Genomic DNA, 20668 nt, shown 5'->3' on the forward strand with positions numbered 1-20668 from the left:
TGGATGAGGCTTACACTACTATGCGATGAAAAAACTTCGGTTTCAGATAGCGGGGTTATTGATATAATGGAAACAATTACTAGTGAAAAATGGAGGGGGCATATGAAGGAATTTTTAGAAGAAATCAAGCAAGGTTTAAAGGGAAACGATCATGTGAAATTTTTGAATATATTGGAAAAGTACAATTATCCTGAAGGGGCGATATTGCCTTTTCAAGTTGTGGAGAATGCTTTTGACTATAACCGAGGGAATTGGGCGTTCGACCTCCTAAACAGATACAGTATTGATACTTTGAACGACAAGGATGAACCTATCATCGCTGCAGCTGCACGATATGGGAATAAGGTGACATTTGAAAAACTGATAGCGCTCGGCGCAGATATTAACGCGATGACACGGGTGAAGAATTCTGCTGTTGGGAGGGCGCTTGCTTTTGAAAACTATAAAGGAGTCCGCGCTTTGCTGGAGCTAGGCTTTAATATGAAGTCTTACTCCGGCGGGAATGCTCTCCGTTCCGCAGCTTGGAAGGGTCATATGGAAATGGTCCGGTTATTCGTCGAGCATGGAGCGAATGTCAATTTCAATGAAGCGGATCAAGTATTTCCGTATTGTACGACGCCCGTTCAAATGGCTGCATCCGGCAACCATTTTGAAATCGTCAAATATTTGATTGCTCAGGGTGCGGACGTGACGATTAGAGATAAGTACGGGGGCCGCGCATTTTTGGAGGCGAAGCAGCAAAAGAATGTGGAAATGATGGCGTATATTAAACAGCTTGAACCGCCTATCTGGCACGAAGCGGATAAGAGGGCGGCGGAGCTTAAAAAAATGGGCATGCCGTCAGACATCATTAAGTGGCTTGGAATGGATAATCGTCGCATTGACCTTGCCGAGGAGTGCCCAGCAGCCTACATCGAGTTTGAAACGATCTTTGATGTGAAGCCGATCGAATGGCAAGGCAGAGTATTCCTTGATTTTACGAAAGATGTCGAAGGTTATGGAGCCACCGGTTTTATCGTCTGGATTCCCGATCAGAAATGTTTAGGCAGCCTTGATGTTGAGCATGACGAGTTGTTCGCCTTTGAGGGTGTGAAGTGGAGCAAATTTATAAAGAAGCTGCCGATCGTTGTCACGCACTTGTTGGAAGGTATGCCGATTGATGAGATCTACAAGTAGAGATTGGTATAGTTGAGTCTATATTTGGCGGTGAGATAGATGGATAGATTGAAACACAGCGGATTCTATAAGCTTAAATTTTTTATAACGCCAGAGGAATTTAAAAGTGTGTTGAAGCTTTTTGAGCAGAACCAGGCACAATTTAATCGTACAAATTATGACCGGACTAAACATGATCAGAATCAGGTGTATGAGGCGTATAAAACATACTATCAGTATTTTACGATGCAAGAAAAGCCCGATTACCACCCTTTCTTCGTATATTCAATTACTTTTGCCGCTGCTAATGAAAGCTCTGGATTGTTTGCCAGAAATGAAGGCATCAGCTTTCCACATCTCGGGCAATGGGCAGAGGATGAATTACCTTGTGTCATGATTTCCTTACCCAAAGGCTTTCAAATCAATTTGGAAGATGAAAAAGGGAAGTACTACATTTATGAGGATATTCGGGAACATCTGCCGCAAACCTATGCATTTTTCGATGAAGTAACGAACGATATGAAGAAAATCACAAAGCCGTTTCGTTTTTCGGCCTATGCAACAGATGCAGATACCTTGCAGGAGCAAAAGCCGGCTGTTCGCATAAGTAAAAATGCAGTGAATGACATGATGAATTCTTGGATGGTTAAGAAGTATAAGCTTGTTATTCCTAACAAATAGGATTGAGTCGGAAACCGAAGGAGAGAAATGATGAACGACAACTTTCAGTTCGTATCGCTTAGTCAACTAAAAGAAAAGTTCCCTGAGGACTCTTGGTGGGCACGATTCTATCAAGATTTTAGCGAAGATACTCTTGCGGCTTGCTATGACGGGGATTTAACATTGCCATCCCTCGATCTGGATTGGGAGAAGCCTTTTCCAGAGCAGCAGGAGACGATACTCATTTTCGTTGACGGCAATCTTACGGTGGGCAATCTCTATAATGAAAATACGGATGGCGCCATAGGGCTTATGGTAATGGGAGACCTGACTGCAAAAAATATGGCTGTGGGCGGACAGGAAATCTACATCGGCGGCAGCTTGCTGGTAGAAGAAATACTGTGCGGCTCGTATAACCATGGAGAAACGATTGTTAAAGGCAATCTACATGCAACAGCGTTAGTCCGAGACGATGAATATCGATTCAAGACGAGCGGGAACCAATGGATTGGCTGTACGGTAGACGCTTGGGAGGGGGACGGCGTGTGCCAGGAGCTTCCTGTGGACATCCGGGATGTGCTCGTCGATGACATTTTCCTGGATGTAGAAGACGACGATGATGATATCGGCTTTTCCTTCGGTATGCTTGTATCCGTTCTAAGAAAAAGCCGCCCTGCATTAAAAAATCTAAATGAGGCGCTCCAGAGAAAGAGTGCTGTTCACCCTTATTTTACGGATAACATATTAAATGAAGATAATATCATGAAATTGACCCGGTCTGTTCTGATGCCGGATGACAAGCATTATTTTGACTTCGAAGAGCACGAGGTCTACTTCAGAGTTAATCGGGAGTATGTGGATGCGGACAATGACATATTGAAGCCGGGCATTTACATAAAGGATGACGATAATCACTATTTTATTTATTTGGAAGAGGAGCAAGCCGTTAGCCTGCAAAGAAAAACGATGGATGAAGGGGCGGAATGGGAGGACATTACCCATGTGCCGCTGGAGCAGCTGTCGGATTTTACGTATTACTGGACCACGCTGCTGAACTGCGCCAATGTAGCCGAGCTGTATTTGCCAGTCATTGAAAGAAGTTACTTGGAGGAGGTTCTGCAGCATCCTGTCGTTCAGGCATTAGATCCGTCGGGTGAGGAGGACGATGGGTTCTGGGACGGCTCCAAGTATTATACCTTTCGTCAGGCGCATACGGACGAGGATGGAGACGATCTGAACGCCCGAATTGAAATTCAAACCCCTGATGGGGCCTACTATTTCTATACTTTAGACAATGAAAAATATGTCTCCCGGCATTATCAGCCTCCAAATCAGTATGGGCGCGAAGACATTTCTTATTTAAACTCCAGACGCTGGGAAGCATCCGAACGCTTCTTCATGAGGTTCAAGCAGTTTATATCCAAGGAAATGGCGGGGGACGTTAACGAGTAGATAGTGTTTTACCAACTGATTCGCCAGCCTAGATAAACTACCATATCCTCGCGATCATCAGACAAACGTACTTTTTTTCCTTGTCCACATTTATACCTTCCTAAAAACGATTCAGTTGCATTTACTGAACAGTATCAATAATAGGGAGGTTTTGAGAATGGGAAATAGAGGACCTAACGGTTATGACCCGGTGCAGATCACGAATTCCACTTCGTTTAACGCGTTTGGGAAAGTTGAGTATGCATCCTTCTTTTGTAGCGACGATAATTATAGTGTACAGCGTGACCAAACTTGGAGAGCTTCTGGTCGTGGAGTTTGTTTGGTGACTAGAATCACCGCAACGGTTATAACGCCGAGTGGTAATATTCAAGCGGAACCGTATACTTCTTCCGGCACTTCTTTCAGTCGGTTTGCCATTATACAGGTAGGGGTAAATAAGTTCCAAGTGACGCGCGTTGTTAGTGGCAAGGGACGTAAGTAACATCCCAAGCAGGGCATGATCAGGAATAGGAACTAAACACGAAAAGACGACAGGCCGAGGTTAAAATGCCTGTCGTCTTTTTGTTGCTTCAATGATTCTTATACCATAATATTCTGCGATGCATCGAGGAATCCTTTAAGAGCCGAAAGGGGCGCAAGTCCGGATGATAATTGCCTTCGATGATCCAAATCCGACGTTTTCTGTCGATGCCGATATCGAACCCGACTTGTCTAAGCTTAGGGTAACGCTCTCCTAGTCGTTTGGCAGCCATTAATGCAATCTGTTCCGCTTGGACAAGCAAGCTCCGATCGCCGATTCGGGCTAATTTTAATGCTTCAAGCACTGGAATGGTGCGACTAGTCACATTTGTGACTAGATAGCCTTGCGCCGCCACTTTCGCGTATGAGCCGGTCACGTTCCAGGTGGATGAAGAGCCTTTTTTACGTTGAGCCATGATCCGAATGTCGAACGGCCTATGCCCAATTTGTGCAAGCTGCAGACGCCTTTGGATAATATATCCACGACCGCGGTTTTTTTTGCGGGTCCATTCGAGTACTTTGTCGGTGCTTCTCATGGTGATTGCGTTCTTTTCGTTATGCATACGATAGGCGTTCGCGCCGTTCCGATTAATGAACACAATTCCCTTTCCGTAACTGCCGTTGCGAGGCTTCAGTACGACGCTTTGATATTGAAGCAGCATCTTCGATAAAGCTTTCTTCTGGAGCAACCGTGTTTCTGGCAAACGTTTGGCGAGAGAAGAGCGCTGGCGAAGGATGCGGTATTGCAGCCATTTGTCTCTTTTGATTCGAATCACAGCCTTTTCCAATCTTATAGGGTAATTCTAAGTTAAAATTAGTGATCAGCATAAGTGATCATTCGTCTATATTTATGAACCGCCACAGTTCTCTCTGATGGTTAGGACTGCTCGCGCCATGGTTTGTTTTATAGTAGAATGAGCACACAATGTACAATAAGATTATGAGGTGTCCGTATGCCAATCAGCTTTACATCATCCAGGATTAGTCTGTTAAAAAGAGAGATCGCCGACATTCAACAACGCATCGGCAACGATAAAATTAAAATCGGCAAAGCGCTCGCCAAGATCAAACAACTGCAAAAGGATATCAAACGCGGTCCATTGTCCGCTGACGTGAGTAGCAAAGAGAGTCAGCTCAAGAAATTAGACAGCGAAGTAAATCGGTTAACCGACGCACAAACGGAACTAACGAAGCAGTTGTCTGTGAAAAATGCCGAGCTGCGGCAGCAGCTTGCTAAATCTCAGGAACAGAAACAACAGCCTAACAAGCAGGAGCAGTAAATAGAAAGGGTGAACGAGGATGGCCGGAACGGCACTGGAAGCGGCGACATGGATGGTTAGCGAGATTAAGGAAAAAGGGAATTTGCATCAAGCCGATGCCATTGAATATGTAAGCACACATTTCGGGGAAGAGCATGTCTTTGTCAATGAGAACGGTAATGCTTCGCTCTCCAAGGATGTGAAGAAAGCCTTCCGCAAGCTGCATGCAGGACGTGTCGCGTGGGACAGGGATGGTTTCTTCTGGGCTTGGACGTAAAGCCGAAACGACACACGCCCACGGGGCAGCGCACTCTGGGAGAAACGAAAGTTAGATGTAAATAGCAAAGTATAAACGAACCCGCCGGTTAAGAGTCGAACTCTTTCCGGCGGGTTTTGTTTATGGTAATCAAGCCAATGACGTCAAAAAAGGTTATTCTCTTACTGAACCTTTTTCATAGCGAGAGCGAATTAAGGATTGTAACACGTTAGGGAGGGGCCCCCATGAATGATAAAGAGTTACTACCGTGGCTTGAAAAAGCAACGTTGGGCGACGAGTCCGCCTTTGAGCTTGTCTATCAGGCGACTCATCAAGACGTCTATCGGACGGTTGCTTTTCTCATCTACAACAAACAGGATATTGAGGATATCGTGAATGAAGTTTATATGCGCATGTGGAGGTCGTTTCACACGTATGACCGGAACCGGCCGTTACGGTATTGGCTGCACGGGATCACAGTACGCCAGGTTCAAGATTGGAAAAGAAAGGCCTGGCGGCGGATTCGTCTATTTGAACGAAACCGCCAGATGACCTGTGAACAGTTCGAGTGGACGGACAAAGCAGTCCTGCAGTCTGAAATGCAGCATGATTTGTTCACTCATGTCCGCCAGTTGTCGTACAAACTGCGTGTGGTCGTCGTCCTGCGCTATTTTCACGACTATGCTCTGGAAGAGATCGCAGACATGCTGCAGATCCCCGTTGGCACAGTGAAATCGAGACATCATTTGGCACTGAAAGAACTCCGAAAATGTTTCGAAATGACGGGAGGAGACGCGTATGTCCATTGACAAGGAATTGCGTGAAGAACTACAACAGGCGGCAGATTCAATGCACTGCCCGCCCGATTTGTATGGTCGTGTCCGACAGTCGTATCAACACTATGTAAACGAAAAGAGAGGTGGATTTTCCATGAAAAAACGCATGTTGGCAGGTATTGTCGCAATAGCCATTCTGATTCCGTCAGCCGTATTTGCTGCTTCCTATCTGGCCGATGATATTTTCGGTTCTGCTGCGACTATTGAACAGCAAGGTGGCACACAGGAAGACTATGAAGAAATTGATGAAATGCTTCAGGCAGCAAAAGGCAAGCTCACGGAAGACGAATTTAAGGAGTACATGGAGCTAACTAAGCAGGTAGTGCAGTTAAAGCTCAAGATCACCGATGATAAAGGAGTTAAACATGAGGAGAAGCTGACTAAAGAAGAGCAGCAGCAGTTTGAGCAGCTCGCCTCCAAGCTGGCTCCATACTTCGAGAAGATACAAGGAACCGCCAAGCCGTAACAAAATGCAGCAGGGACCCATCCGATTTGGAATGGGTCCCTGTTTTTTGTGGTTCAAACAAACTTTAGTTGCCTAGATTGCACAAATGCTATAATGGTATATTAAGGGATGATTTCGAATGGGATGCGTGATTATACGATTAATAATTTTGAATTAGAGGTGAATGAATTGTACAAGCAGATTAACAATAAGTACGCCAAAATGTTAGCTGTAGTACTAAGCATTGCTATTGTATTTGGCTTATTCAACTTTCCATTAGTTCCGACAGCGTCGGCGGCTGGTCCGTTACCTGCTCCGCAGAATGTGCAGGTTACTGGTGTTACACATACATCAATAACGTTAGAGTGGGATCCGGTAGTAGGTGTCGATCAGAACACTGGCTATCAGATATGGTATTCTAACGGAGGTTGGGCTGCTTGGGTTGCAACTCCTACAGCAACCGTCGGAGGTCTGAATCCTAACACGACCTATTCTTTCTATGTAACGGCTATTAGTGCAGCAAACGATAGAAGTGCTATTGTAACGACAACCACGGATGCTGTGCCATCTGCACCGCAGGTTACTTCTGTAAGTGTGCCAGCGGATGGGACTTACTCGTCGGGGCAAGATCTTGCCTTCACGGTGAATTTTGATCAGGCAATCTATGTGGATACGACGAATGGTACACCAACTATTTCACTAGTGATCGGAATGAAGGTGGTTAGGGCCAGTTATGTTTCCGGTTCGGGAGGCAGCGCGCTGAGTTTTCGTTACACGGTTCAAAGAGGTGATTCCGACTCGAACGGTATAACTGTCGGAGCGTTAGTTCTCAATGGAGGTACGATTAAAAATTCCTATGGCAACACGGATGCCTCATTAACATTAAATAGCATAGGCAGTACGGCAGGAGTGCTCGTCAACGCTCCTTTTGATGCTGCGACGGTATCGACGGATCCAGTAACGAATGTTACTTCAACCTCGGCAGACGTAGGCGGGGATGTAACGGACGACGGCGGTGCGGCGGTAACCGAACGCGGGATTGTTTATTCGACGAGCAGTAATCCAACAGTGGCGGATACGAAGGTTATCGTTGCTGGTAAGACAGGGAAATACACATCGAATCTGACTGGGCTTACAACAGAAACAACCTATCACGTTCGTGCATTTGCTACAAATAGCGTAGGGACAAGTTACGGAAATAATATTAGCTTTACGACGCTTGCAAGTACTCCTCCAACAGTAATTGGGATGTCTTTAGACAAGCATACCGGAACAATGCAAGTTGGGGATACGCTCGCTGTAGCAGCTACTGCTGCTATGAGTGACGCCACTACTCAAGATGTGACTTCTCTAGTTACTTGGACAGCTGATGACCCCTCCAAAGTTGCCATTCACAATGGGGTGATCACAGCACTGCAGTCAGGCACTGTAAAAGTACAAGCAACGTATTCAGGTGATTCAGCAATCTCGGATTATATTAATCTAACTATTACCAACCCAGCTAGTTCAAATGGTAATAATAGTTCTAACTCTACTCCTGCAATTGCAGTAACGAGTGTGACTATAAATTCAGTGACAGATTCCGTTTACAAAGGGAGCACGCTTAGTTTAGTTGCAGTAGTACTACCCAAATCAGCGACCAATAGTCTTGTGGTTTGGTCTGTAAAGCCAGGTACGGGCATAGCTACGATTAGTCCTTCTGGTTTGTTGAAAGGTGTTGCTAATGGGACTGTAACCGTAGTAGCTACTTCGACGGATGGAACTCAAATTCACGGTAGTAAAGTCATTACTGTAGTAGAGCCTCCAGCTAGTGCTTCTCCAATATTCACTACGGTTGTTAATACTGCAAAGGTTATCTCAGAACTCACTAAGAAGTTAGAAGACAGCAAGGGATTGGTTATAAATTTTAAAGACGCGGATTCTCACTGGGCAAATAAAACGATTAAGCTATTTACTAAGCTTGGAGTTGTAAAAGGATACGAGGATGGTTCATTCCGGCCTAATGACAGTATTACTCGCGGAGAGTTTGCTGCTATCATTTATAGAGTGTTTGGTTTGACGGATTCCACTTCTACTGAATTATTAGATGTGAAAGGTCATTGGGCTGAAGAATCGATTATAGCATTGTCCTCTAATGGTGTTATCTCCGGTTACCCAGATGGAACATTTAAACCCGACAGACCAATTACTAGAGCTGAAATGATTTCAATTATTTCTAAATTAGTTGTTCTCAAGACAAATCCTAGTCAGGATATTTTCAAAGACATCGATGGGATCTGGAATAAAGATCAGATTACGGCTGCTGCTACAATGGGACTAGTAAAGGGTCAGTCAACGGATCGCTTTGCACCGCAATCCAATGCTACTCGAGCAGAAGCTCTTACAATAATACTGCATGCATTAGAATTAGATTCAAGTCTTAAAATATTATTTGAACAATAAATGGCTCAAAACCGAAATCAGTGCATGACTTGAAGTGAGGGAAAGCGCACTGATTTTAGTTTGAGCCCGATAAATAGTACAGGCATGGGCGTATGGGTAGATATTACTCATACGCCTTTATTTTTGAAAATAACGAGACAACGCCTCTTTCGAGAACGGATCTTCGAGACGGAGGCAACAGCCATGCGGGTGCCTGGGTGCCTTGTTGCACAGTATGTTAATGTGTTACAATCCTATTATTTAGCAGGCTAATTAATCGCGAGGTGGCGATTTAATGATTGAGGATGAGATTAGAGAGAAGCTGGATAAAATCGGGGCGCGAATGCGCAGAGATTACTCCAATGCGCTTAGAGAATTTAATCTGCACGTAGGTCAGGATAATCTACTGTGCCGTCTATGGAAGGGAGAAGGCGTCACGCAATTACAGCTTTGCGAGCACTTGAAATGCGAGCCTTCAACCGTTACCAACATGCTAAATACTTTAGAGAGAAATAATTATGTGTACAGGCAGCGTGATCCAGCGGATGCTAGAGTAAGCCGAGTGTATTTAACCGAGCAGGGTAAAGAAATTCAAGAGCCTATACGGAAAATATGGAGAGATGAGCAAGACAAATTACTGCGTGGCTTTCTACCGGAGGATCGTTTGTTGCTCAGCAGGCTGTTGAGTCAGATTGAGGAGAATCTTTCGTGATTCCCCTTTTTTTAACTAGATATTTAGCAGGCTAAATATATATGGCGGAGGGAATTGTACTAATGAAAAGCTCGAATACGATTAAATTGTCCATTTTGGATATCGGCACCATCATGAACGGAAAGACCGCCTCTGAAACGATGCAAGATTCTATATCCCTTGCCAAGCTGGCGGATGACTTGGGATATACCCGATACTGGTTTGCCGAGCACCATAACACGCCCTTTCAAGTGAGTACCTCTCCAGAATTAATGAGTGCCCACGCAGCGGCGAATACGAAAAATATACGCGTAGGTTCAGGCGGCATTATGCTGCCGAATCATAGCCCTTTACGGGTCGCGGAGAACTTCTTAACGCTGGAGGCGATGTATCCGGGCCGGCTGGACCTTGGCATAGGCAGAGCTCCGGGAACCGACGGACTCACCGCTTATGCGCTAAGGCGTTCGCGGGAGGCTGTTACTTCTTATAACTTTCCTGAACAGCTGAATGAAATGCTTGGCTTTTTCTCGAAAGATTTTCCTTCCGATCATCCTTACAGCCGTATCATACCGTTCCCGGGTATCACAAGCATACCCGATATCTATATGCTCGGGTCTAGTAACGGAGGCGTACAATTCGCAATTGAGAAGGGGCTCGGCTTTGTGTTCGCTTCCCATTTGGCGCCGCATCTGGCTATTCCTGTCCTTCGCGCCTATAAAGAAAATTCCAAGCCTTCGCGGTATGCATCCGAGCCTAAAAGCATTTTTTCCACAATATTGATAACGGCCGAGACGGATGAAGAAGCACAATACTTGGCGGGTCCCGTTGAGTTGTTCTGGGCAAGGCTGAATACAGGCAATCTGGGCACGACCTTTCCTACGCTGGAAGAAGCGAGCCGGCATCATTACACGCCTGCTGAAGCGGAGGCTAGAGCCCAAAATAAAGACAAGTTTATCATCGGGGGCATAAACAGCGTAAAGCAGCGGTTGGAAGCATTGGCGGAACAAGCAATGGTCGATGAATTCATGCTGCTCGAATACTATACGGATCAAGCGGCCCGCCATAAGGCCTATCGGCTGTTGGCTTCTGAATTCCTCCATTAAAAAAAGCAATAAATGAAGAAAAGGTGAGCTAATGAATAACAGACAAATGCAACTGGTTATGCAAATGGGCGCTGGATACGGTGTGGATCAAGGAGCGTGGAGAATGCCGGGTGCTGACCCGGCAGCGCTGACGGATATGGATCTGTATGTTGAATTTGCTAGAATAGCCGAACGCGGAAAAATCCAAATGGTCTTTATTGCAGACGCCCCCGTTCTGAGCGCAGATTTAAGCTTTCAGCCGCCGACTTATCCGTTGGAACCTCTGTTGGCACTGACTGCCATAGCACGTGCTACAGAAAGGATTGGGCTCGTGGCTACCGTATCCACAACATTCAACCATCCTTATAATGTCGCGCGTCAATTAAAAGCGCTGGATATATTGAGCCATGGTCGGGCAGGATGGAATGCTGTGACAACCTCGACCGCTCTGGCAGCTTTGAACTTTGGAGAAGAGGTGCCAGACCGCCGGGAAAGGTACGAGCGTGCTCACGAGTTTATTCAGATAGTGGAAGCGCTATGGGGAAGCTGGGGAGAGGATGCGCTAGTTCTAGATCAGACAAGCGGCATCTATGCCAATATGGATAAGATCAAGCCAATCCACCTCGGCGGGAAGTATATGTCATCGCGGGGTCCATTGCCGATCCCGCCGTCTGAACAAGGGCAGCCTGTTATTTTTCAGGCCGGCGGTGGCAACGAGGGACTGGACCTTGCAGGGAAATATGCATCAGGGGTATATGCGAATCCTTACGATATTCCGGGGGCGAAAGCCTACCGGCAAATGGTGCGAAGCAGAGTGCAGAGGTTTGGGCGGAATCCTGACGATATTAAGGTCTTTCCTGGAATAATTCCGTCAATCGCATCAACGGAGCGGGAAGCGCTGAACCGCCGTAAGCAGTTGGATCAGTATCTCGCCGATTTGGAAGGAAGAGTATCTTATTTAGGCGCTATGATCGGCATTCCGCTATCCTATAGAGACATTGATCAGCCTATACCCGGAGAACTGCTGCGTCATGCCCATATTACACAGGACCCCCGTTCGGAAAGAGTACTGCAGCTTGCATTAAAAGGTCTGACTGTTCGCGATATTTTGGCGCATGGCGTAATCAATTATCATCCTGTTATTGCCGGCACGCCGGAACAGGTTGCGGATTTTATGGAGGAGTGGTTTTTGGCTGATGCTTGTGACGGCTTTGCCATTCAACCGGACGTTAGCTTTGACGGTGTAGCCGTATTCGTGGATGAAGTGGTACCCATTCTGCAGAAGCGGGGGTTGTTCCATCAAGAATACGAAGGAGCGACATTACGCGAGCACATGGGCGTCCCGTATAAATACGGACGTACTGGAGGCATATAAAACAGCGGACGGGTTGCAGACCTCTGCAACCTAGCATTCCGTTTAGTTTATTTCATATTCGTTCTAGTAATCCTCCCAATTGTTCAGCTAATGCTTGATGAGTAACAGGCCTCTCATTCGTGAACCACCATTCAACTACCCCGGCATAAGCAGATGCCAAAAAACTTATGATTAAATCGGTATTAAAATCTTTATTTTTACCTTCGGAAGTATTGAACTTATCGCTAAACTCCTCGACAAGAAGATTGTAGAATTGATTTTTGAAATAAGTTGCTCCCTTGCTCGCCAACATCAACGAAAAAAAGGAATAGTGTTGATTGAAGTATTCTGTCCAAGTCAGTATAGCCGATGGAAAATCTAAATTAGCAACTCCCTTGCACCTTTCGCGGAGTTCTTCAATATGAGTATCAATTAGTTTGTCCAGTAAATCATATTTATCTCGGTAATGCAGATAGAACGTTCCTCGGCTTACGTTTGCTTTGTCTGATAAGTCTTGAATCGTGATCTTTTCAAAGCTCTTCTCAGTCATTAGCTGAAGAACGGCTGTTTGTAAGGCTTCCTGTGTTTTGGGTATTCTTCGATCTACATTAGTCATCTAGTCTTCACCTAACTTCCGGTCGATATCTCACTCTTATTATATTATCCGCTCAATTCCAAAATAAATAACCCATAGACTATAACTATTTTCATAGTGTTTAGTCTATGGGTTTAAAGCATGAATGTGGAAAGCAATTTTCTAAACGCTGAGGTCCATCACCACGGTAATCATTTTTGTAACTTCGCTGCGAAGAATGCCGTCAGCAGGGGCGAAGAGACCGTTTGCCTTGCCATTCATAATTCCCATTCCCTGCATGTGTGTCACTGCTTCCCTAGCATAAGGAGAAACCTTGGCCGCATCGGTAAATACAGTGTCTCCCGTCGTCGTAGCAGGCAAGAGACCTTTGTGTTTCAGATATTTATTGAGGATGACGGCGGCGTCCTGCCGGCTTAACTCATGGTTGGGATCAAACTTGCCGTTGCCCATACCGTTTACAATGCCTGCGTTCGTCGCCCACTTGATATATGGTGCGTAATAGGATTTCTCATTCACGTCTTTGAAACCAGTAACGCGGTCTGCGGTTCCTATCTTTTCAAGTTGACCGAGAATCGTTACAAACATTCCCCTTGTAACCTTTGAATTCGGAGAGAACTTGTCTGCGGAAGTTCCCTTCATTACCCCTTTTGCGACGAGATCGCTAATATATTGAGCTGCCCAGTTTCCTTTTATATCAGTAAGTGCCGCAACAGAGGTAGACAGGCCAAGTCGCGGTGTGATAGTCGTTTCTACGTGTCCATTTGCTCGAAGCTCAAAAGCGTAGGCATAGCCCAGCAGATCTGCATCAGAGAACGCCTTGCCCTGAAGCTGGAAGCCGATTGGTTGACCGTGGTCGTTAACTCCAGCCGGGAAAATCACAGTAGGAACCCCGGATGCAGACGACTGCGGGTCACGCCGGCCGAAGCTTGGCTGGATCGAGTCATTGAGGTGAATGTCACTCAATTCGGTAGGGAAGAGCACGACATCCGCGCCTTGATCATCCATCCAGTTCTCCAGGAGATTTCGATAGTTGGCACGGTAATCCTGGAATGCCTTGAGTGCTTCTTTGGTCATTGGACCACTGCCCGTGTATGTGGAACTGATAATTTCCTCGACTTTCTTATAAGGATTATCCGGGTGGGACTCAATCCATTGGCGCCAGCCCTCGTAGTAGGTGTCTCCAGCAAATGTACGAGCAGGTGCGGCCGGCGGATCGCTGATTTCTTTGATCGTTGCTCCTGCTGCGACAAAGTGTTTAAACTGTGCGCGCAAGGCGTCGCTAGTACCCGTCGTACCGAATGGATCGTTAAATGCGCTGGCTGGAACCCCGATAACCTTCCCTTTGAGAGAATCCGCTTGGAGATAAGAGGACCAGTTCGAAGGGCGGTGCCCATCTGCAACATCGTCCAGCGGGTCATTAGGCGAACCAACTGCCGTTGCTTCCAGAAGAAGAGCCAAGTCCGAGAGCGAACGTGCAATTAGACCGGTATAGTCTTGAACGACCGTGAGAGGCATGGTGCCATCCGTGCTCTGCATGCCGTCGGTACCTCTCAACGATACCAAGCTGGCTGCCCCGGAAGGTCCCCATAGAGAGTCTCCGGTTTGCGTGCCTAGTGCGGCTGCCGCGAAATTAGATGCTACTGCAACTGCTGAACCTCCACTTGACCCGATCGGACTCCGTGACGGATCAAACGCGTTCCACACAGGGCCGAAATAGCTTTTACTAAAGTGACCGTCAAACGCAAACTCGGCTAGATTTGCCTTGCCTAAGATAATGGCTCCAGCCTCGCGAAGCTTCGCTACCTGCCAAGCATCCTTGGTCGGTGTATAATCCTTAAACAGTTTGGAACCGCCGGTTGTTGGCATGTCCTTGGTGTCGATAATGTCCTTGACCAGGATCGGGATACCTAGAAGCGGTCGTTTGTCGCCTTTAGATCGGGCTTCGTCGGCTTCACGCGCTTGCTTCATTGCGTCTGATGCGACCGTGATTACGGAGTTGAGACCTAATGGACCTTGATCATAGGCCGCGATGCGGTCCAGGTAGGCTTTAGTGATCTGTTGGGCGGTCGTTTTTCCTGTCTTCATGTCCGACAGCATCTCCGTGATCGTCTTTCCGTTCACATCGTATAGAGAGGTTGTTTCTATACTTGGCGTTACTACCGGATTCGACGCGGCTCCTGGCAGCGGCGATTGATTGGCAGCCCCGCATTCACTCGCAGAGAATCCAGGCACTGCAAGAGGGTTGTAGTTTGCTAGTGAGCATATCTCTCTCGTCGATAGGCCGCTGAACTCAGGGGATTTAGCCAACTCCGCAACGGTTGCTTCCACTAAGGAAACCTGAGATCTAGCCGCCGGCACAGGTTCGTCCTTCGAAGGGGCTTTCACCTCTGAAAGGCCAGTCACTACAAAATGGGCCAACGACCGAGTTTGATTAGGAGGGATTACGAGCTTGTACACAAATCCGTAATGGTTAGCCTCATCGCCAGACTCGGCAAGCTTGTTAGCGAAGGGATTTCTCAGAAAGTTGCCCGTCCTGTCAAGACTGCCGTCGAAGCCGGCCGTGCCGATTGTGGTAGCCGACGGTCCATTATTGCTCGCCGATCCCGTTCCTTCCGAGGGCGTGTAGAAGGATACCCAGCTATCTTCATTATTGATAAGAGTGTCACCGCTCGATGTGGAAGCGACTGCGCTCTGGTTTTTTCCGGTGTTGTAGCCGAGTTGACCGCCGAATGCCACGTCAACCTGGATCGTTTGTTTGGTGGTGTTAGTGAAAGTGTCGAAGAAGCGACCCCAGTTGCTGGCTTGGTTGAGTTTGAGATTCCGCTTCACAGCGACGCCATCGATGACGACAGAGCGAGTACTGGTGAATGTGTCGATTCCATCGAAGGTTAGGCCAAACCCGCGCAACAGGGCGCCATCCATTCGGTTCTTGGACCCGGCAATGTGTACACGAATTCCGCCATATCCCATGAGTGCATTGCTAGTGCTTTTAACGCTCCCAGTGTCCAGGACAGGAGGGGCGGTAGTGTCGTTAACCGTCCATTTGTCGATGAAAGTCGATGGAATCTGAGCGGAAACAGGTTGTAGGTTTACAGAACCAAACAACAACGCAGGAATCAAAGTAGCGACGAGGATTTTAAGGTTGCGGCTGCGTTTCTTCAATATGAACACCATCCTTTATTCGAAATAACAGCGAATTTATGATTACTTCTCGATGATGGAAACCCAATCACTGTTACGGTGTGCTTTGGTTAAAATACCGTTAGATGATGAGTTCATGTCATGTTTACTTGCTAATTCTAGTAATTTCGATAATAAACCCATCTGTAATGTTAAATATAATCACATAAAATATTAAAAAATTTCTACCTCCTTTGATATTTTTGATATTAACGTTATATATCCTTACACGAAAAATAGTATAGAGATTAAGAGCAACTGTCAATTAACAATCAAGACTAAAAATTATATTAATGAACATCTACGCCGAAAATGTTCATTATCGATATACGGCTGTATAAGCAATAAACAGGAGAAAAGTAGGAAGACGCAAGATGAACGACTGTTATAATGGTAATTAAATACATAAATAGGGTCGATTTTTAGCCTAATCTAATCGATTGGAGGCCACTTGTGGGAAGAGCATTTGCCAATTTGCATATCAAGTAGAAAAACGTTGAAAAGACCATCGCCGCGCTCAGGAAGCTAAGCGAGGAGAATGCTAAAGTACTAGGTGAGTCTACTCAAGACGAGTCGGATACGGATGTTACGGAGTCGGGAAACGCGGACCATGAGACCAAAGTAGTCATGTACATTAGCAAAAGCAATGAGAATTGGATCAGTGTGCTCCACAGTTATTTTGTATGGGGTACGGTGAAGAGGTTCGGAAAAGCGCTGTCCCTGCTCACCGAGGAACCGGTAATGACCGGCGGTTACATGAATGAGGAGATTTTTGAATTGTCGCTGTTTCAGCATGGAGACATTCAAGCGGAGAAAACCTTCTGCGAGCCGTGGACGAGGGATGATTACGGATTCCAAGAAGAATGTCAGAATGAGGACTATTTGCACCAAACACTGGATATCCAGAATAAGGATAAGCTTAACGGCTTCATCAGCCTTACAAGCCCGGAGCAAGCTGTAAATAAACTATCGGAACTGACAAACCTGACGATCTGGAGCGATTTCGAGTGGGTACCGTACGAAGAGTATCTCAGCAACCAATTTGAGAGGTATGAATTTCAAATTAACAATACGTAGTCTGAAGCTCTTTGGATGTGCAGTGTAAGGAGGCATTAATGAATCTAACTTTTTTGTTAGACACCCATGGTACATGTGTCGGCCAGTTGAGAGACGAGCTGCTGCCGTTAGAGCAACTAGCCGAAGAATGGTCGTATCCGTACGACATTAGTGTCGTATTCCGGGTGTTGCCCGAAAGCTACGGTCGCAAAACATTCAGACGCTTCGATAATCGGGATCATGTTCTCGATTTAGACATCAGCATTCTCCATGAGCAGTATCTACGAATGTCTAAAAATGAACAACGCGAAGCCTTGGGTACTTACCTCTACAATTATATGACGGAGTCTATTGCAAAATATAAAAAACATGCAGATCAGAAAGCACAGGATCAATTTCTAGCCGATTTAAAAAGCTGGATGGTGGAAAATAATTGGCTGAACGGCAAGATGAATAAAGCTAGAGAACTTCTTATGCAAAATGTGGGACTTTATGAGGTCAGCCAACAAATGCAAATGCCACTTGAGGAAGTGGAGTATATCCTTCTTCGCATGAATGACTATGAACCAAATGGCGTTCATCCAGATAACATCTGAAAAGCAGCTAAAGGTTAAAATATCGCATCAACCCCCTCTGTATAAAATCGGATAAATCAAACATAATAAGACCGCCTATTTTATTCCAAGCAAACAGAGGGGTTGATGAATATGAAGCACAAGTGGCTGTTGGCGTTGCTAGTAACTGTTGCGGTTGTTTCTAATGTGAATCCGGCAGAAGCGTCGATGCAAGCAAAGGTGATGGAGAATGGCGGTCCGGTTTGTGTAAGTCCGAAAGTGGTGCAGTTGAAAAGCGAATTGGAGAAGGCTTGGATCGACCACACGATCTGGACGAGAAATTACATTGTCAGTGCGTTATCGGATAGCCAGGATCAGAAGTATGTATTGAATCGCCTTCTGCAAAACCAACAGGACATCGGCAATGCGATTAAGCCCTATTATGGGGAAGCGGCTGGCAATAAGCTGGCCGAGCTATTGAAAGAACATATTGTGCTCGCAGGGAAAATTATTGAGGCCGCCAAAACAAACAATCAGGCGGATGTGAAAAAGTTCGAGGCGGATTGGCATAAAAACGCTGATGAGATCGCCAAGTTTTTAAGCGATGCGAATCCGAACTGGTCGTTTAAAGAGCTGCAGGACATGTTGTATGCGCACCTTCAGTACATAACGGATATCGTTCTTGCTCGTCTCAAGGGGGACTGGCAAGCGAGTATTGATACAACGGACAAAAATGAGGTCCATATGATCCATTTTGCCGATATCCTGACAGAAGGTATCGTCAAGCAGTTTCCGAATCAATTTTAGGCCAGCGACGGTTGTCAGGTAGCGAAAGAAAGAGGGGCGGCACGAAGCCGCCCCTCTTTGTTATTGATGCTTTAAATGCTGTAACCCAGTGTGCGGTGGACCGTTCTGCCGCAGATCATTCATCTTTACTATCCCCTATTGCCACCGTCTTTACGGCCCGTAAACCTCGAACTCATAGATCCTTGCAGCTGGATCTGCGTTTTGCGTAGGCGTCGTAACATTCAATCTGACGTATCGTGCCGATACGCTGGATATGCTATTTACTGTAGAGCCGTACGTATTGTTGTTTACGTTGACCACCGTTACCCAATTGGACCCGTCATTGCTGACTTGGATTTGGTACGCTTTCGTATTATAAGCGCCGCTCTCTCCGCCTTCCGATGCATGCTTGATCACAAACCGGTTCACTTGCTGAGCGGAGCCTAGGTCAACCTCCAACCAACGGTCGTTGGATTTGGAGCACCATTTGCTGTTATTATTGACGCTGCCGTCTACGGCTTGAGCTGCGGTTTCAGAAGGCACACATGTACTATCCGCCCTAGCCGTTTTGTTTAACGCCAAGTTCGCACTTTGACCGTTCAAAACCTCGGAATACTTGAAGAACTTCATCGAGCTTTCATCCTTGATCACATAGAAGTAAAACTCTCCGTTATTCGAAATAAACGGAACGGCTCCGGTGTTATACAGATGCTCGTTTCCATTACGAGCGTATAAAAGATGCTTATCGCTCCATGGTCCAGAAGGGTGATCGGCTACTCGGAAGAAGGAATCCCCATCCACGCCTTCCATATAGACGAGAACATATTTGCCATCTAACTGGCCGCCTTGCGCTTTAAATAATGTAGGCATATTGCCGACAGGTCCCACATCATTGCCGTAAATATCCTTTAAATTGGAAGCGGTTTCATATAATGGCGTCCAAGCTGTTCCGTTCCAATATTCCCTTGCGTTAAAATCTTCAAAGCTGTTCTTAGGAACCCTTGAAAGCAGCAATTTGGAATACTCGTTCCAAGAGCCATAAGTGAATGTCTCATCGGCGCCAAGAGCATAGACGTAGCCGTCGTCATCTTCCCAATAGCTTAAGTTCTCAAACTGTTTAACCCGATACTGATTGCCCATTCTTGCGTCGTCGGCATTAGGCGAGAATCCGCTTGGAATGTCCGGATAGTAGGCTAAAGGCAAGCCGTCAATTGCTTTGAGCGAGTTCAAATCGATTTCGCCATTGACGATCGTATATCTCATAAGCTGAGTCGTATTAGCTTTGTAAGGCGTACAGCAGCCGTCAGCGCCATGAAGAATGAAATAGACATAGTTGCCGAGCGAAATCGACGACAAATTCCAGCTTTGATTGTTCGGGTATGCCACTCTCGTAGCAGTTGACCCTGCCTTAGCCGATAAAACGAGTTTATTGCCTAAGCTGTCGTAAATCCGAACCGCGCTAAGGCCGTACATATCGGAGAAGCCCCAGTTGCCGTCGTTGGAGACGGGATTATACGTAATTTTCACATAGCGGGCCGCAGTGGCATTCAAATCAATCATCTTGTTGTAGGACCCAGGCGCTGTTCCGCTTGCTTGCGGAATTTGATACGGATAACCGCTGCCTGTGAATTCCGTATAGGATACGCCGTCTGTGGACGTGAAGACCTTAATGTTCTTCAAGCCCTTGGTTGTATTGTCAGTTTCATTGAAATTCCAAATGTACATTTGGCCCAAGTTTTTGGTCGCGTACGCATCGAAAATAAGGTAGCTTTCGCTGACTGTCGGATTATGATCGGAAACCCACATTTTCCGGTAGTCCGTATCATGCGTGTCCGTCGTATTCCGAATTCCGCTCATGCCGTAGCCGCTGACAAGGTTCCAGGCGACCGTGCCCGAGTAGCCGCTCTCCCCTTTTTCAATTCCCCACATTGGGCTAAAATCTTGCTTTTGACCGTCTGTCCCCCAGATCCAGTCGATTTCATTGCTGTTGGCGGTATGGCCCGTGTATTGTCCTAGAGAGCTTCCGTAAATAAAACTGCCGTTCATATAGGAATCGTTAAACAAAATCGCCGATTTCGTCGACACAGTTCCTTGGCCTTGACGGTTTTGAATACCGAAAGGAACCCATTGGAAACCGTCTCCCCCGTGATTCGTTTTATTAAATACATAATCCCATTCAGGGGCCGGGGTTACCTGATACTGATACGTCGTGCCCGCTGCGTTTACGCTTTGCCCCGGGGCTGGCGCAACCGCTCCTAGTATGAGAGTCATTGCGGACAGCAAGCCAATGGAGACGGCTTTTTTCAACTGCTGCTTCATCATAAATTTCCTCCCTTAATCATTTTTGTATGGGAAACGGGAATGCAT

The 20668-nt window shown here is 46.3% G+C and carries 18 protein-coding genes; 14 read left to right on the forward strand and 4 right to left on the reverse strand.

The genetic code is table 11. The annotated features are described in order from the left end of the window. Positions 1 to 102 precede the first annotated feature (102 nt). From ACFVTB_RS07860 to ACFVTB_RS07870, 3 genes are read left to right on the forward strand one after another with little or no spacing between them, the layout of a single operon-like run. The gene (locus ACFVTB_RS07860; protein ID WP_387747169.1) at positions 103 to 1176 is read left to right on the forward strand and encodes an ankyrin repeat domain-containing protein; all 1074 of its coding nucleotides are present in this window, start codon (positions 103 to 105) and stop codon (positions 1174 to 1176) included. Positions 1177 to 1215: 39 nt separating this feature from the next. After that, a complete protein-coding gene (locus tag ACFVTB_RS07865) occupies positions 1216 to 1836 on the forward strand; it encodes a hypothetical protein (RefSeq protein ID WP_387747172.1) in 621 nt (206 codons plus the stop codon). Between the two features lie 30 nt (positions 1837 to 1866). Beyond that, a complete protein-coding gene (locus ACFVTB_RS07870; RefSeq protein ID WP_387747175.1) occupies positions 1867 to 3267 on the forward strand; it encodes a hypothetical protein in 1401 nt (466 codons plus the stop codon). Between the two features lie 569 nt (positions 3268 to 3836). Here ACFVTB_RS07870 and ACFVTB_RS07875 read toward each other — a convergent pair. Then, on the reverse strand, positions 3837 to 4562 hold the full coding sequence (locus ACFVTB_RS07875) for a YheC/YheD family protein (RefSeq protein WP_387747178.1): 726 nt from the start codon (positions 4560 to 4562) through the stop codon (positions 3837 to 3839). Between the two features lie 177 nt (positions 4563 to 4739). On the opposite strand from ACFVTB_RS07875, the gene ACFVTB_RS07880 reads away from it, so the two are divergent. From ACFVTB_RS07880 to ACFVTB_RS07915, 8 genes are all read left to right on the forward strand, one after another. Further along, on the forward strand, positions 4740 to 5066 hold the full coding sequence (locus tag ACFVTB_RS07880; protein WP_387747181.1) for a hypothetical protein: 327 nt from the start codon (positions 4740 to 4742) through the stop codon (positions 5064 to 5066). A gap of 19 nt (positions 5067 to 5085) precedes the next feature. Further along, on the forward strand, positions 5086 to 5322 hold the full coding sequence (locus tag ACFVTB_RS07885) for a DUF6953 family protein (protein WP_387747184.1): 237 nt from the start codon (positions 5086 to 5088) through the stop codon (positions 5320 to 5322). Positions 5323 to 5546: 224 nt separating this feature from the next. Beyond that, positions 5547 to 6110 carry a sigma-70 family RNA polymerase sigma factor gene (locus tag ACFVTB_RS07890; protein WP_387747187.1) on the forward strand — a complete coding sequence of 188 codons (564 nt, stop codon included), beginning with the start codon at positions 5547 to 5549 and terminating at the stop codon, positions 6108 to 6110. Continuing rightward, complete coding sequence (locus ACFVTB_RS07895) at positions 6100 to 6603, forward strand: DUF3600 domain-containing protein (RefSeq protein ID WP_387747189.1); 504 nt, start codon at positions 6100 to 6102, stop codon at positions 6601 to 6603. The genes ACFVTB_RS07890 and ACFVTB_RS07895 overlap by 11 nt, the downstream gene beginning before the upstream one ends. A 123-nt stretch (positions 6604 to 6726) precedes the next feature. Continuing rightward, the gene (locus ACFVTB_RS07900; RefSeq protein WP_387747191.1) at positions 6727 to 9024 is read left to right on the forward strand and encodes an S-layer homology domain-containing protein; all 2298 of its coding nucleotides are present in this window, start codon (positions 6727 to 6729) and stop codon (positions 9022 to 9024) included. A gap of 274 nt (positions 9025 to 9298) precedes the next feature. Then, positions 9299 to 9715 (forward strand): MarR family winged helix-turn-helix transcriptional regulator, encoded by a 417-nt coding sequence (locus ACFVTB_RS07905; RefSeq protein ID WP_387747193.1) that lies wholly within the window; start codon positions 9299 to 9301, stop codon positions 9713 to 9715. Positions 9716 to 9777: 62 nt separating this feature from the next. Next, a complete protein-coding gene (locus tag ACFVTB_RS07910) occupies positions 9778 to 10797 on the forward strand; it encodes an LLM class flavin-dependent oxidoreductase (protein ID WP_387747195.1) in 1020 nt (339 codons plus the stop codon). A gap of 31 nt (positions 10798 to 10828) precedes the next feature. Next, positions 10829 to 12151, forward strand: coding sequence for an NtaA/DmoA family FMN-dependent monooxygenase (locus tag ACFVTB_RS07915; protein WP_387747197.1), 1323 nt, complete (start codon positions 10829 to 10831; stop codon positions 12149 to 12151). 52 nt (positions 12152 to 12203) lie between these two features. On the opposite strand, the gene ACFVTB_RS07920 is transcribed toward ACFVTB_RS07915, so the two are convergent. Together ACFVTB_RS07920 and ACFVTB_RS07925 are read right to left on the reverse strand one after the other, a co-directional pair. Then, entirely contained in the window at positions 12204 to 12746 is a 543-nt protein-coding gene (locus tag ACFVTB_RS07920; RefSeq protein ID WP_387747199.1) for a TetR/AcrR family transcriptional regulator, read from the reverse strand. Positions 12747 to 12887: 141 nt separating this feature from the next. Further along, positions 12888 to 15887 (reverse strand): amidase family protein, encoded by a 3000-nt coding sequence (locus ACFVTB_RS07925; protein WP_387747201.1) that lies wholly within the window; start codon positions 15885 to 15887, stop codon positions 12888 to 12890. A 645-nt stretch (positions 15888 to 16532) separates the two neighbouring features. Here ACFVTB_RS07925 and ACFVTB_RS07930 point away from each other — a divergent pair. From ACFVTB_RS07930 to ACFVTB_RS07940, 3 genes are all read left to right on the forward strand, one after another. Continuing rightward, complete coding sequence (locus tag ACFVTB_RS07930; RefSeq protein ID WP_387747203.1) at positions 16533 to 16982, forward strand: hypothetical protein; 450 nt, start codon at positions 16533 to 16535, stop codon at positions 16980 to 16982. A 38-nt stretch (positions 16983 to 17020) separates the two neighbouring features. Then, a complete protein-coding gene (locus tag ACFVTB_RS07935) occupies positions 17021 to 17557 on the forward strand; it encodes a hypothetical protein (RefSeq protein WP_387747205.1) in 537 nt (178 codons plus the stop codon). Positions 17558 to 17668: 111 nt separating this feature from the next. After that, a complete protein-coding gene (locus ACFVTB_RS07940; protein WP_387747207.1) occupies positions 17669 to 18322 on the forward strand; it encodes a glycosyltransferase in 654 nt (217 codons plus the stop codon). A gap of 150 nt (positions 18323 to 18472) precedes the next feature. Here the strand turns inward: ACFVTB_RS07940 and ACFVTB_RS07945 are convergent, their stop codons facing one another. Next, a complete protein-coding gene (locus tag ACFVTB_RS07945; protein WP_387747209.1) occupies positions 18473 to 20623 on the reverse strand; it encodes a discoidin domain-containing protein in 2151 nt (716 codons plus the stop codon). Positions 20624 to 20668: the final 45 nt, after the last annotated feature.

This window comes from Paenibacillus sp. NPDC058071, assembly GCF_042885235.1.
Taxonomy (GTDB): Bacteria; Bacillota; Bacilli; order Paenibacillales; family Paenibacillaceae; genus Pristimantibacillus.